General features: G+C 39.7%; 15 protein-coding genes. 10 read left to right on the top strand and 5 right to left on the bottom strand.

Annotation, left to right across the window (positions count from 1 at the left end):
* Positions 1 to 145 precede the first annotated feature (145 nt).
* From CS921_RS13560 to CS921_RS13530, 7 genes are all read left to right on the top strand, one after another.
* The gene (locus CS921_RS13560; RefSeq protein ID WP_099224823.1) at positions 146 to 895 is read left to right on the top strand and encodes a GntR family transcriptional regulator; all 750 of its coding nucleotides are present in this window, start codon (positions 146 to 148) and stop codon (positions 893 to 895) included.
* Between the two features lie 14 nt (positions 896 to 909).
* Positions 910 to 1,317, top strand: a complete 408-nt coding sequence (locus CS921_RS13555; RefSeq protein ID WP_099224779.1) for a PTS sugar transporter subunit IIA — start codon at positions 910 to 912, stop codon at positions 1,315 to 1,317.
* A gap of 11 nt (positions 1,318 to 1,328) precedes the next feature.
* Complete coding sequence (locus CS921_RS13550; RefSeq protein WP_099224821.1) at positions 1,329 to 1,796, top strand: PTS sugar transporter subunit IIB; 468 nt, start codon at positions 1,329 to 1,331, stop codon at positions 1,794 to 1,796.
* A 17-nt stretch (positions 1,797 to 1,813) separates the two neighbouring features.
* Positions 1,814 to 2,614, top strand: coding sequence for a PTS mannose/fructose/sorbose/N-acetylgalactosamine transporter subunit IIC (locus CS921_RS13545; RefSeq protein WP_099224777.1), 801 nt, complete (start codon positions 1,814 to 1,816; stop codon positions 2,612 to 2,614).
* The gene (locus CS921_RS13540) at positions 2,595 to 3,419 is read left to right on the top strand and encodes a PTS system mannose/fructose/sorbose family transporter subunit IID (RefSeq protein WP_240422370.1); all 825 of its coding nucleotides are present in this window, start codon (positions 2,595 to 2,597) and stop codon (positions 3,417 to 3,419) included. The genes CS921_RS13545 and CS921_RS13540 overlap by 20 nt, the downstream gene beginning before the upstream one ends.
* A 15-nt stretch (positions 3,420 to 3,434) precedes the next feature.
* On the top strand, positions 3,435 to 4,139 hold the full coding sequence (locus CS921_RS13535) for an SIS domain-containing protein (protein ID WP_099224773.1): 705 nt from the start codon (positions 3,435 to 3,437) through the stop codon (positions 4,137 to 4,139).
* 310 nt (positions 4,140 to 4,449) lie between these two features.
* Positions 4,450 to 5,118: a hypothetical protein gene (locus CS921_RS13530; RefSeq protein WP_162921781.1), complete on the top strand. Its 669-nt coding sequence runs from the start codon at positions 4,450 to 4,452 to the stop codon at positions 5,116 to 5,118.
* Here CS921_RS13530 and CS921_RS13525 read toward each other — a convergent pair.
* From CS921_RS13525 to CS921_RS15595, 3 genes are all read right to left on the bottom strand, one after another.
* Positions 5,044 to 6,657 (bottom strand): recombinase family protein, encoded by a 1,614-nt coding sequence (locus CS921_RS13525; protein WP_099224769.1) that lies wholly within the window; start codon positions 6,655 to 6,657, stop codon positions 5,044 to 5,046. The genes CS921_RS13530 and CS921_RS13525 overlap by 75 nt on opposite strands.
* Positions 6,658 to 6,755: 98 nt before the next feature.
* Positions 6,756 to 6,914, bottom strand: a complete 159-nt coding sequence (locus tag CS921_RS13520) for a transposon-encoded TnpW family protein (RefSeq protein WP_099224767.1) — start codon at positions 6,912 to 6,914, stop codon at positions 6,756 to 6,758.
* Between the two features lie 543 nt (positions 6,915 to 7,457).
* Positions 7,458 to 7,631, bottom strand: coding sequence for a hypothetical protein (locus CS921_RS15595; RefSeq protein WP_162921780.1), 174 nt, complete (start codon positions 7,629 to 7,631; stop codon positions 7,458 to 7,460).
* A gap of 357 nt (positions 7,632 to 7,988) precedes the next feature.
* On the opposite strand from CS921_RS15595, the gene CS921_RS13515 reads away from it, so the two are divergent.
* Positions 7,989 to 8,879, top strand: a complete 891-nt coding sequence (locus CS921_RS13515; protein WP_162921779.1) for a helix-turn-helix domain-containing protein — start codon at positions 7,989 to 7,991, stop codon at positions 8,877 to 8,879.
* A gap of 422 nt (positions 8,880 to 9,301) precedes the next feature.
* On the opposite strand, the gene CS921_RS13510 is transcribed toward CS921_RS13515, so the two are convergent.
* Positions 9,302 to 10,201, bottom strand: coding sequence for a helix-turn-helix domain-containing protein (locus CS921_RS13510; RefSeq protein ID WP_099224763.1), 900 nt, complete (start codon positions 10,199 to 10,201; stop codon positions 9,302 to 9,304).
* 480 nt (positions 10,202 to 10,681) lie between these two features.
* On the opposite strand from CS921_RS13510, the gene CS921_RS13505 reads away from it, so the two are divergent.
* Together CS921_RS13505 and CS921_RS13500 are read left to right on the top strand one after the other, a co-directional pair.
* On the top strand, positions 10,682 to 11,011 hold the full coding sequence (locus CS921_RS13505; protein WP_162921778.1) for a MobC family plasmid mobilization relaxosome protein: 330 nt from the start codon (positions 10,682 to 10,684) through the stop codon (positions 11,009 to 11,011).
* Entirely contained in the window at positions 11,011 to 12,348 is a 1,338-nt protein-coding gene (locus CS921_RS13500) for a relaxase/mobilization nuclease domain-containing protein (RefSeq protein WP_162921777.1), read from the top strand. The genes CS921_RS13505 and CS921_RS13500 overlap by 1 nt, the downstream gene beginning before the upstream one ends.
* 121 nt (positions 12,349 to 12,469) lie before the next feature.
* Here CS921_RS13500 and CS921_RS13495 read toward each other — a convergent pair whose 3' ends face one another.
* Positions 12,470 to 13,186, bottom strand: a complete 717-nt coding sequence (locus CS921_RS13495; RefSeq protein ID WP_099224757.1) for a PoNi-like cognate immunity protein — start codon at positions 13,184 to 13,186, stop codon at positions 12,470 to 12,472.

The following is a 13,186-nucleotide window of genomic DNA, read 5'->3' as shown; positions in this document are numbered from 1 at the left end:
AAAATCGTGCTACTATGATCTTGTAACTTAACGTGTTAACCGGTTGTATCTTTTGGCTTGAGAGTTCCAATTATTGATCAGGCATGATAACATAAACTTACATTTAACGTGTTAACGTAGGAGATCAATGATTGGAGATGGGGAAATGGCGGTGCCAAAGTATTTAAAGATCATTCAGGATATTAAACAGCAGATTAAAGACGGTGTTTTCAAACCTGGTGAGAAAATTTATTCAGAGGGTGAGCTCAAACGAAAATACGGGGTCAGCAATACGACGGTCGTTCGGGCTTTGCAGGAGCTGGTTCGTGAGGGGCTTCTTACGCGTTTTCAAGGGAAGGGGACCTATGTGAGCAAATCGTTTCTTAATAAGGAGGTCATTTTTAATGAATTTAATCGATTTCCGAATTATGAAGAGGCGAATTTTAATCGAAACAAGCGGCTGACGGAAGAAGCCACGAAAGTCATTAGCATCACGGAAATCACGGATGAGCGAATCGCTGGAAAGCTGGGTATCCAGCCGGAAAATCGCATCGTTCACTTTAAACGTGTGCGGATGTTTGGGGATATTCCCTGGGCAATCCAAAATAATTACATCGCCAAAAGCAATTTGCTGAATGTGGACTTTTCGGATAAAGATCGCTTTATGTCGCTTTCGGAGGAACTTAAAAAGATGTATGATTTCAATATTTTGGACGAGGCGATGAAAGAGCGGATTCAAATCGAATTTCCTATTCAAAATCCAGAGTATGCGGAACTTTTAGCGGTGGACCCAATGACGCCTGTTTACCGGGTGGAGCGGTTTACCTATATTCCAGAAGATAAGCCGTTTGAATACATCGAAAGCTTTGTCAGATATGATTTCTATTATGTGGAGATTGAAAAGAAGAAATCTTAAAGGAGGTGATCAATTTGTCATATATTCTTGTTGGTCATGGCGCCTATGCGATGGAAATTGTTCGCAGCTGCGCGATGATCACGGGAGAACAGGCCATGTTTCACCCAGTCGTTTTTTCAGACGAAATGAGTGCCGCTGATTTGATGGACCGCTTTGCCCATATTTTTTCAGAACAAGATGTAAGCGCTATTATTGTGGATATTCTAGGTGGCACTCCTAGCAATGCGGCGCAGATGTTTGCGGCTAGTCATGCGGGCGTGGAAGTGGTGACGGGGCTTTCTCTGCCGCTCGTTTTGCCACTTGTCTTTGGGGAAACGCTGGATGCGGCACTGGCGGCGGCAAAAGAGGGACTGCAAAGAGTAAGCATTCCGGAAGAAAAAGGTCGAATGTCGAAAAATGAGGAAGGAGAGGAAGAAGATTGACAAATGGGATTATGCACGTCAGAATCGATGAACGACTGATTCATGGGCAGGTGGCGACCATGTGGCTGAACACGCTACAAGCAACGCGCGTCATGATTGTCGATAATTCGGTCGTAAAAAATGAGTTGGAGAAGACCGCGCTCAAAACGGCTGTTCCAAGCGGCATCAAGCTGAGTATTTTGACGACGCAGGGCGCAGCGCGAAACATTCTAGCCGGCAAATACGACGGGCAACGCGTCATGCTGATTACCAAATCGCCGCGTGCTTTATGCGAGCTGGTTGATGCGGGGGTGGAGCTTCCGGTGATCAATGTGGGCAATATGTCGACGAAAAAGGACAGTCGTTCCATCAAAAAGTCGGTCAGCGTCACGGATAAAGATTTGGAAGATTTTGATTACTTGCAGCAGAAAGGGTTGAAAATCACGGCGCAAATGGTGCCAAGCGAGGATCCGGTCAGCTTCTCTAGTTTACTTAAATAGCAAAGGGAGGAACAAAAATGGATATTGCAGTATGGCAAATCGTTTTACTGGTACTACTTTCAGCTTGTACGATTTTGGATTCCCTGACATTTGTGATCGGTTTGAACTTCCCGGTCATTACGGGGACAATTACTGGCTTGATTATGGGTGATGTGACGCTGGGTCTGGCGATCGGGGCGACGCTTCAACTGATGGTGCTCGGCGTGGGGACGTATGGCGGGGCTTCCATTCCAGATTTCACAACGGGGGCAATCGTGGGAACCGTTTTTGCGGTGATCTCCGGGCAGGATGCGGAATTTGCGATCGGGCTGGCGGTGCCGGTGGGGCTTCTCATGGTGCAGCTCGACATTTTGGCACGCTTTACCAACACCTTCTTCCTGCATCGGATCGACCGGAATATTGAGACGGGCAACGTGCGGGCGGTCAAGCGGAACGTGATCTATGGGGCGCTTCCTTGGGCACTTTCACGGGCGGTGCCAGTTTTCATCATGATTACATTCGGGCAGGACGTCGTAAACTTTATTCTGGACGAGATGCCGGATTGGCTGATGGGTGGCTTGCAGGTGGCCGGTGGCATTTTGCCGGTTGTCGGGATTGCAATTTTGCTGCGCTACTTGCCGACCAAGCAATATGTGGCCTATTTGATCGTTGGTTTTATTGCGGCGGCTTATTTGAAAGTACCGATGCTCGGTGTGGCGCTTCTTGGCTTTGCACTAGCGATCATTTACTTTAAGCAAAATTATCGGGAGGCTGAGCCGGCTCTTGCTGGCGGCGCGGTACGTGGAGAGGAGAATGAAGATGGCGAATATGAAGACTGACATGGATGTCGAAAAGGCGATCACGAAGCGGGACCTTTGGGCGGCCAATGTGCGCTGGCTTTTGACCAGCCAGATCTGCTGGAACTACGAACGGATGATGTCGACAGGTTATCTTTATACAATGCTGCCGGTCTTGCGAAAACTCTATCCCAATGAAGATGAACAAAAGCAGATGATGGAAACGCACAATCAGTTCTTCAATACGAATCCGATGATGGGCGGACTCATTCTTGGGATTGATATGGCGCTTGAGGAAAAGGAACGCATTCAGGGAAAAGAAGCAGTTGTCGGCGTGAAAACGGGGCTGATGGGGCCATTTGCTGGGGTTGGCGATACGATTTTCGGCGTTATTCTGCCAACGATTTTTGGCTCGATTGCAGCTTATATGGGTCAACAGGGCAATGTAGCGGGTGTGATACTCTGGATCATCGTCAACATTTTGGTTGTCGGTCTGCGGTGCGTTTTTCTACCAGTGGCTTATCGGCAAGGGAGCAAACTTGTCAATGAATTTGCGGGAAAACTTAACGCGTTAACCGATGCGGCTATTTTGCTAGGCGTGACAGTTGTGGGAGCCTTAATTCCGACAGTGATCACCGCGAAAGTCAGCTACGTCTATAAATCCGGAGACGTCACACTGAAAATGCAGGACATGCTGGATCAAATCATGCCCGCACTGATTCCCGTTCTCTTGGTAGGCCTCGTCTATGCGATGCTAGGGCACAAACGAATGACTTCATCAAAAGCGATTATTATTGTCATGATTCTCGGGATTATCTTGTACAATTTAAAAATTTTAGGAACCTGATAGGAGGAAAATCAAGTGACATTAGCCTTTTTTGAAAAAGCGAAGGAAATAACGAGTAAACTGGAAGCGACCGAAGCAGAAGCCATTCATCAAGCGGCTGAAATTTTAGCGAACGGTCTGGCAAAAGGTGGCATCATTCAGGCGTTCGGAAGCGGCCATTCCTATGCGGCGGCGATTGAAATTTGCGGCCGGGCAGGTGGCTTCATTCCATCAAAAGTGATCCATGATCCGGCAATGGGCATCTACGAATCGATCGAAGGGGTGGGCGGCCTCTTGACACACCGGCTGGAAGCGAAACCTGGCGACGTGTTCTTCCTGATCTCCAACTCCGGCCGCAATCCACTGTCGATCGAGCTGGCTGAATGGGTCAAAGCGCAAGGCAACCCGCTGATCGTCGTGACGGCACTGGATATTTCCAAAAATTCCACCTCACGGCATTCATCCGGCAAGCTGCTTTATGAGTTTGCAGATGTCGTGCTGGACAACCACTCGGCATTTGGCGACGCGGCACTTTCTGTGGACGGCTTTGATGCCAAAATTTGCGGCACCTCTTCATTTGCTGCTGTCCTGCTTTTGCAACAGGTCATTTATGAAGCCGTAGAAAAGCTAGTCGCAAAAGGCGTGGAGCCACCAATCTACAAGAGTGCCAACATTGACGGCGGCTATGAATACAATTTCGCGCTTGAAGATCAATATGCCGATCGGATCTTCCGGTATTAACACTTTAGAGAGAACTGGAAACGCTCAGTGAGCAAGCTACGATAAATGGCGGCCGCTCGAGTGCTTCCAGTTTTTTGCATGAAAATAATTGAAGATTATTCAGATTTTTTTATAAGTAATTTTACACAGCTGCAAACCTTCCAAATAGGCGGATTCCTGATCATGCAGATAGAAAATACTCTTTTGCCAGGCTGAGACTTTTTCCTCTCCCACATGCTTTTAGTCCCTAAAATTGGCACAATATGAACGTTTATAAGCTTTTAGCAAGGGAATAAGGGGGTTAACTTAGGGGGGGAAAGTAGGGAGTGTCATGAGGAAGGGGAAAATGGGGATTGTCCTGTGGCTCAGCATTTTTTTGATGATAGGGCTGATTTTCCAGATGGACAGCCGAAAAGTGGAAGCCGTTATTTCGTTAGGAAGCAGTCAGATGACAGCTACCGCCACTTCTGGTACATATAACCAGTCGATCGTTAATTTGACGTATCGTTATGCGCCGCTTGCGTCACTTACACTAAACGACACGCCTGTCATCATCATCCAGCTTCCAACTGAAATCGGCGACCAGCTTGCCGGAAATACCACGAAGCAAGCCGCCTTTTTAAGCAAGCTGACCGGAGATGTCACCTACCCACTCTCGACTATTTCAAATAAAAATGAAGCACTGGCAACAACGACCGCAGTGGCAAAACGGTACGATGAAGCCAGTCATTCGCTTGTTTTTACTTTTCCACAAAGCACGACTTTGCTGGTTCTAACAAACTACTGGCAGGTCAATCTTTCGTTTGATGTCGGAGAATTATACAAAAGTGGTATTCGTATTCCAGCTCCTTATAATAAACAAAACTATCCGGTAAGAAGATTACGCTTAAGGAAGTATAATAAAGATTGTGAGAGGCATAGAAAGTTATGCCTCTTTTATTTTTTGTCCGATTCCAAACTTATAATGAATTTCAATTTTTTTAGGCTGACGACTGTATGACTTATCATTCTCATGAATCACAATCCTGTCTATTAAATCATGCAATAACTCGGGTGTTAATTCCTTAAAAGACAGATGCTTCTTCACATGATTGAAAAATTGCTGAATATTGACAGTCGCTTGTTGATCTGCTTCTTGTTCAGCTTGTAGTTGTCTCAACTGTTCTTGAAGCTCCGCTTGTTCTTTCTCATAAGTAGCTGATAGTTTGTCAAATCGTTCATTTGTCAGGCGTCCACTAATGTTATCTTCATACAACTTCTGAAAAATACCATCCAATTCAACAATTCTTTTTTCAAGTTTATCAATCGTTTTTAGCCGTTTTCCAGCTTGCTTACGCTTTGTGGTCTGGTCTTCTTTAAGTACGGAACGGATAAAAGCGTTCTTATCTGTTTGGATAGTGTGCATGGTTTGTTTTAAGCTTACCTTGACAGCTTCTTCCAACACGATTGAACGGATGTAATGAGCCGTACAAGTACTTGTATTCCTTCGATACGAAGAACAAAAGTAATTTTCTTGATGTTTAGAAATTGTCTTCCCACGCGCAAAGTATAACTTTTTCCCACAGTCTGCACAATAAATGATTCCAGAAAATAGCGGTAATGTATTTTGTTTGGTTGGACGGCGCTTATGTTTCCGTAATTCTTGTACCGTTTCAAAGACGCTTGGTTCAATAATCGCTTCGTGTGTGTGCTCAAAGATGAGCCAATCTTTTTTGTCATGCTTAATTTTCCGCTTGTCTTTATAAGATTTAGTCTCACTGCGAAAATTAACAGTATGTCCCAGATATTCAGGACTTTCAAGTATTTTGGAAATGGTATCTCCGCACCAAGCAAAGGGGTTCTTATTGCCTTGCGAAATATTCTTGTTCCCTTGACTTTTTGCATAATGGGAAGGGGTTAAGACTTCTTCTTTCCGCAACCTTTTCGCAATTTGTGTCGGACCGAATCCTTCCATCGCTAATTGAAAGATATAGCGGATAATGCTTGCTGCGGGTTTATCAACCAGCCACTCATTAGGATTATCTGGATTTTTCTTATAGCCATACGGTGCATTGTTTGTCAAATGTTGACCAGATAGACCTTTCATTTTGACAACAGCCCGAATTTTTTTACTGGTATCTCGCGCATACCATTCATTGATAATATTTCGGAATGGGGTAAATTCGTTCTCACCTTTTTGGCTATCCACACTGTCATGAACAGCAATAAAGTGCACATCATGTTCTGGAAATAATATTTCTGTATAATAGCCGACTTTTAGATAACCACGCCCAAACCGTGACATATCCTTGACAATGACAGTAGACACCAGTCCAGCTTCTACATCCGCAATCATTCGCATAAATTCAGGACGTTGAAAATTGGTACCGCTGATACCATCATCGATATAGAGTTTGGTATTTTTCCAACCGCGTTCAGCAGCATAGGCTGTTAAAAGCTTTTTCTGATTACTAATACTGTTACTTTCTCCTTCGCGTTCATCATCTTGAGAAAGGCGCAGATATAATGCGATAATTTTTTGAGTGTTTGTTCGTTTCATGGTTTCCTCCTTCGCAGACGAACAAACACCATATACATCCTTTATTATATCAGTTTCACTAATTATTTAACACTCCTTTCCGATCGGATAACTGATCATTATTTTGTTTTACGGTAATCATTCAGAATGATGCGTTCCAACTTATCGGAAAATGTTTCATTCGCACTCTCGTTAAAAGCCGAAACAATCTCATATTCTTTTTTACCGATTAATAGACGATTTGTTATGACAGTCTTTTCATGCTTATTTTCTGGCATCTTGTTATCACCTCCTATATCACTACTCCAAACAGCTCAGTTTTGGACGCAGCGGGAATTTTTGAGGAGAGGATATATGATTATCCCTCTCATATATATAATTCATTTTACGATGCTTTTGGCCATATTTATCTAAAAAAAATGAAACGAGTAATAAAATCCCCCCTCATTAATACAGTCCGAAAAAACCGAAATCTGGCAACAATTCTTTAGAAAAATGAACTTTTTTGAAGAAAGGGTAAAATATATCCTCATTAAATACTATTCATTTTTCAAGCAAACTGGCAAAGTTTGTGAGAAAAAATATAAATAAACAAAAAAAGCCGCCGGAAATAATTTTCCGGCGGTGCTGTCAAGATATACAAAATGTGATAAATGACAGGTACATCATTATTGGGATGAGTTCACAAATCATCTGACAGCAAATGAGATGAATGAAAACTTGGAACCATGAGTGACTAGATTCACCACGATTTACCAATTGGAGCTATTGCCCCAATGCCAATCACATTGAAAAAAATGTAACTGGCATTGACGTAATAATTACATAAGCCAGTTAATTGCGGCATCCATGCTTTGTGAGTCTTCAGGGTTTGTTTCTTCTGCTGACTTTATAGCAGGTTTGTTCACCATGGCATGATTAATTTTGATGGTACAAGAAAACTGTTCATTGTTAAATTCCATAGAGATTATTTCTTTTTCTTCTCGACGTTCCATCTTATCACCTCATTCAAATACCATATTAATACAAGTATTCTGTATAATGTGTCAAGAGTGTGAAAAATAATCATATTTCTTTTGCTGGGAGGTACCTTTAACTGGATAATACTAATGATAAATTTTATATTAAACATAGTGGGATGAATGAAATCCACTAGCTTGAGCTATTTATTTTGGTTGGGATGCCGATTAAATAGCTCAACATTACTGATTATGCTCCAATCAATAAGTGACCCTTAACAAAAGAAAATAAAAACATTATTTTCACCTCCTGACACTTCTATACTAACATTAGAAAAGTATAAAAAAGTAAATTGTCTCAAAAAAAGGAAAATAACAAGGAGGACAATGATGATGGATGAGCAATTAGAGATGAAGATAGGAAAAACATTAACAGCAATTAGACTAGATCAAGGGATAGAGCGCCGAGAAATTGATAAAAGTGTAATATCAAGATCTCATTTATATCGACTAGAAAATGGTGAGCATATACCAAGCTTTCTAAAAATCTGTCGTTTATTGGAGAAATACTCCATTTCATTAGCAGAATTTGAATTTCTTTTAAAAGACCGTCAACTAGACGATACACAAATTTTTCTTAATAAATTCAAAGAAGTTGGAGATTCAGGTAATATTAACAAATTAATAAACTTAGATAATGAAATAGCAGATTATCTGAAAAGTAGCCCTAATAAATTTCTTCACAATTTACAATTAGTGATTAATGGTTATATTACTTTTGAGAAAACAGGCAGATTAAAAGATGCACAAGATATTTTCAGAAAAATATGGGGGGAATTAGAACAAAAAGACAATTGGTATTATTACGATATAATTTTAATGACAAATATTTTCTACATATTTGATTTTCCGACCCTAGATTATGTGTTTAGCAGACTAATGAAAGTATTTGAAGTTTATAAGGGCTATGGAAATATTCATCATATAAAAAAAGTGGCTTTATTCAATTACTGCACGCTCTTGCGGTTGAACGGAAGAATAAAAGAGACAAGGGAACTTATAAACGAGGTAGAAAGTTTGTGTAAACTGGATAATGATTTATTAACTATTATTAGATGTGATTATCATCGAATTGAATATGATTACAGTACAGAAAAAATTAATAGAGAAACTGGGGAAAATAAAGTACAAGAGTTGACAACAGTATTAGAGCGTTTTGGATATTTACACATTTCACTTGATATGCAAGATGATTGGAAGAAGCTGACTTATTCCACTATATAAATGGAAAATAGCCATGATGAAATACTTAAATCATCATGGCTATTTTTTTATTCCCCCCATTAACGGAGTTAATCACAATCACAGGCAAGCAAGAAAAAAAGAAGTTCCTTTCAACATAAAAGATGAATATTTAGCCAAGATGCCTATGATTACTAGAGTTCTTCTTCATTTTTTATACTTCCAAACTCTAGTTTTATTGTATCGTGAATGCTTTTTTCTGGGTAGGCTCTTATTCTATACCTAAGAAGTACACAAGTATATAGTTACCTTACAATAAACAGACCGTAAACTGTCTAGTTTTGGTGATTTGACATGCTACAATGTGTACTGTAAGGGAGGTGTACATCATGTTAAAATGGCTTCAAATGTTCATTCTTTGGATTGACTAGTAAAAGCTGATATGCTCGACATATCAGCTTTTTTCATAGGATGATTTCATACCTTTCGATATCTTTTTCTAGTTCTACATAAAATAATTTATTCGGATAACATTTTGCCAGTTGTAAGGCAGATGTTATTTTTTCTTTACCTGATACAAGGTTGCCCAACTTATAAAGTGCCAACCCATGCGCGAACCAAAAATTAATGAGAAACATACAGGAATCTTTGATGATCGCGGTTTTTTCATTGTGAAAAGCAATTTGATAAACATTATTCCAATCTTCACTTTCAACATAAATAATAATCAGCGCGTTACACAGTTTTAAGAAGGTTTCGATTTGAATAAACGTCGTATTTCCTTGTCGATACCATTCATAAATCTTTTGGGCAAATGGTAAATATTCATCTCTTGTTTGTTTATATCGTAATAATCGAGTGATAATGCGTGCTTCCAGATTTGAAAAAATCGTTGCTTGGGGATTGAAAGTGAAAGATAACGCTTCTTCAAGAAGTTTGCTTGCTTTCTCTGGTTCATGATCAACAAAATCTAAACAAATTGATTGATAATATAAACACCACTGTTTATCCGCAATCAACAATGTTTGGTACATAGGCTCTGTAATCATCTCTAAATATTGCCGGAACGCTAATACATTGAAGTTATTGACATTCTCATACTCAATCAATTGTTTAATTCGCACAAAGCTTTCGTATTGACTACTTTTGGTGTACGCATATAAATAGTCTACCGGCACACCTAACCGCTCTGCGATTTTAAACAAAGTATCGGCTCCGGGAATAGACGAATTATTTTCAATACGTTTAATTGTATTGAGATGAATATTAATCTCTTCCGCTAACCGTTCTTGTGATAATTTCCGCGCTTTTCGTAATTCCTTAATCGCAACGCCTAACGTTGTAATTTGTTGAACTGCTTTCATTTTATTCACCTATCCTAGCTCTACCCATGTGACTATCATACCATTTTAAGAAAAATGACACAATATTCTGTTTTTTGATGTTTAGAGAAAGTTTTTCGCAAAAGCATGGCCAAATTTCTCTTTTTTCGCATTATATATATGCAGGGGTATTTTTCTTAGCCAACAAAAAATGTTATTTTTTTCTGACGAACTTTGCCAGATTTCGGTTTTTTTGGACTGTATTAATGAGGAGGTTTTTATATTTAAAACAAAAATTTTAGAAGAACTGTCTAGAAATCATTATTTATAACTAATAGTAATGAAGATTTTTATAAAAATAAATTTGTTCCGTTTTAACGTTTTTATTTTTGGAAGAATAGCAAGCATAGGAAAGTGGTACCACTTTCCTCATTTCCTCCCGGTTTGCTTTGCAAAGCCGGCACGAAAATGTGCTTGTTGGGGAGTACCCCAAACCCCCGGTTAAAAAGGAGTTGTCTTATTTTGTCAAATTTAGATCGATCTATTCAAGTGAAATTTCGCGTAAACGAAAAAGAAAATAAGCTGATTCTTCAAAGAATGCAGCACTTAAAAATTAAAAACAAATCTGCTTTTTTGCGCAAAATGGCGCTATCCGGCTTTGCGATTACCGTTGATAAACCAGACTATAAAAATTATGTGGCTGAACTGGCAAAAATAGGCAATAACATTAATCAGATTGCACGCATCGCAAATACGACCAAAATTTTATCCAAAGAAGATATTCAAAGACTGGAGGCTTTAATCCAACAAATATGGCAGTTACAAAAATCATCTCAATCAAAAGTTCGCTAGTGAAGGCAATTAAATATATCTGTAACCCTGAAAAAACGATGAACGGTTTACTGGTTTCAAGTCATGCTTGTGCGCAAGTGCCTGAAGTGGCAGCTGCTCAATTTGCGGATACGTTGTCACATTGTCAGGGCATCAATATCAACAAAGCCTATCATGTTGTCCAATCTTTCAAACCCGGTGAAGTTGATTCTGAAACCGCTCATCAAGTCGGTATGGAGTTTGCGGCGGAATATTTTGGCGATCAATACGAATATATTGTAACCACACATATCGACAAGGAGCATATTCATAATCACATCATGGTTTGTGCGGCAAATTTCATGACGTATAAAAAATTCAATTCTGATCGTGGCGCTTACAGACGATTACGCGCCACCAGTGACCGTATTTGTCGGGAACATGATTTATCTGTGATTGATACACCATCCGGCAATCGCGGCAAATGTTATAAAGAATGGCTTGCTGATAAAAATGGTACATCATGGAAAAGCAAGTTAAAGCAGCATTTAGACCTCTGTATCCAGACTTCACAAACCTTTGAGGAAGTCTTAGTAAAGATGCAGGAATTCGGGTATGAAATTAAGCATGGCAAGCATGTTTCTTTTCGAGCGCCCAATCAAGAGCGGTTTACCCGCGCCAAACGCTTGGGCACCAATTATACGGAGGATGCTATTCGTGCACGTCTAGGCGAAACGACATCCATCTTGAAGCAACTTGAAGCCAAACGCAAGAAAATGAGCACGGATAATAAAAAAATAGGCTTACTCATTGATTTAGAGAACAATCTTAAAGTACAGGAATCTGCCGGTTATGAGCATTGGGCGAAAATCAATAATTTAAAAGAAGCGGCAAAAACGATTAACTATTTAACAGAGCAGCATCTTGATAGCTATCAGGCTTTAACCGAACAAGTGGAAGCGGCTCAGCATGGTTACCAAGAAGCAAGGCAGGCATTTAAACGAACGGATGAGCAATTGCATCAACTTGCCCATGCGATTAAATACAGGAAAACCTATCAGCAGAGCAAAGCCGTTTATTTGGCATATCAACAAAGCAAAAATAAATCTCAGTTTGAACGACAGCATCAACGAGAGCTTATCCTTTACAGGGCGGCAGTAAACGAATTGAAAAAGATTTACCCCGATAAGAAACTGCCCACTCTTGAACAACTGAACAACCAGTATCAGCAGTTACAAGAAGAGAAGAATAACTTGTCACAAGCCTATAAGAAGGAAAAGCAGCATTTGAATAAATGGCAGAAAATCAAGAGCAATGTTGATAGTATTTTAGGAGCTAACAAGCAACTCCCGGAAAAAGGTAATAAAAAAGAGCGTTAGTCGAACAAATAAAATCTGTTTGACTAACGCCCGCCGCCAGAACTGCGGCAGTTGTTGGCATAGCCAAACCAAAACGGTTGACACGCAACCATTTCAGTTTAGCTATGTACGAGTGGGTTGTCTAAGACCGAGAATAATGAACTAAATCGTATGGATAGTAAGGTTCGTCTTTTAGCGAAGAATCATCAAGATTCAATATCTTGGCGATTGCGCCACTCTCATAACTCCAATAACCACTATAAGTATCGAATTTATTTTTGTGAGCATTATACCAGTCTGCCTCCTTATGCCCTTGATACCATTCTTTTTCCAAGTAATCCTTTAAAAATAATAATGCTTGTTCTTTGTTTTCTGATTTAATTACACGAGCAATGCCATTATATGTTTCAGGAAAAGCAAGGTTATTCGTTGTAATTTCCCATTGGCTGTCAATATTATTTAACATATAATCAATTAGATAATCTGCAAATTGTTCTTTTTTTACTAGCTCTTGTATGGATTGTACTTCTCTTACTTCGTTTAAAAGAATTCCTACTGATGTCAACCATAGAAGTTGAATATAACTACTGGTTTCTTTTTCCCAAACAATAGTAAGATATTTCACGGCTTTATGATAAACTTTTTTGATTTCCTCTAAAGATTCTCCAATGGAATAGAAACAGTTTAACCTATTAATATAATTATTAGATAAGACTAGTGAAACTCTTTCTATGCTTGGATCATCTGCCCCACGTTCATTAATAAGTTGAATTCGCATATTCTCATATTTTTCAATAACCCTAGTATTTTCTTTTATATATTGATTAAAATAATTTGAGTCTTTTATTTTATCGCGCAT

Origin of the sequence: Listeria costaricensis (assembly GCF_900183385.1) — a bacterium.
GTDB classification, from domain to species: domain Bacteria; phylum Bacillota; class Bacilli; order Lactobacillales; family Listeriaceae; genus Listeria; species Listeria costaricensis.
Note: the sequence above shows the minus strand (reverse complement) of the source record. Positions and strands in the feature narration are given on the sequence as shown.

Coding starts and splice junctions, on each gene's coding strand:
- CS921_RS13530 (WP_162921781.1), top strand. CDS start 4,450: ATGAGGAAGGGGAAAATGGGGATTGTCCTGTGGCTCAGCATTTTTTTG.
- CS921_RS13520 (WP_099224767.1), bottom strand. CDS start 6,914: ATGCCAGAAAATAAGCATGAAAAGACTGTCATAACAAATCGTCTATTA.
- CS921_RS13525 (WP_099224769.1), bottom strand. CDS start 6,657: ATGAAACGAACAAACACTCAAAAAATTATCGCATTATATCTGCGCCTT.
- CS921_RS13545 (WP_099224777.1), top strand. CDS start 1,814: ATGGATATTGCAGTATGGCAAATCGTTTTACTGGTACTACTTTCAGCT.
- CS921_RS13515 (WP_162921779.1), top strand. CDS start 7,989: ATGGATGAGCAATTAGAGATGAAGATAGGAAAAACATTAACAGCAATT.
- CS921_RS13560 (WP_099224823.1), top strand. CDS start 146: ATGGCGGTGCCAAAGTATTTAAAGATCATTCAGGATATTAAACAGCAG.
- CS921_RS13510 (WP_099224763.1), bottom strand. CDS start 10,201: ATGAAAGCAGTTCAACAAATTACAACGTTAGGCGTTGCGATTAAGGAA.
- CS921_RS15595 (WP_162921780.1), bottom strand. CDS start 7,631: ATGGAACGTCGAGAAGAAAAAGAAATAATCTCTATGGAATTTAACAAT.
- CS921_RS13495 (WP_099224757.1), bottom strand. CDS start 13,186: ATGCGCGATAAAATAAAAGACTCAAATTATTTTAATCAATATATAAAA.
- CS921_RS13540 (WP_240422370.1), top strand. CDS start 2,595: ATGGCGAATATGAAGACTGACATGGATGTCGAAAAGGCGATCACGAAG.
- CS921_RS13550 (WP_099224821.1), top strand. CDS start 1,329: ATGCACGTCAGAATCGATGAACGACTGATTCATGGGCAGGTGGCGACC.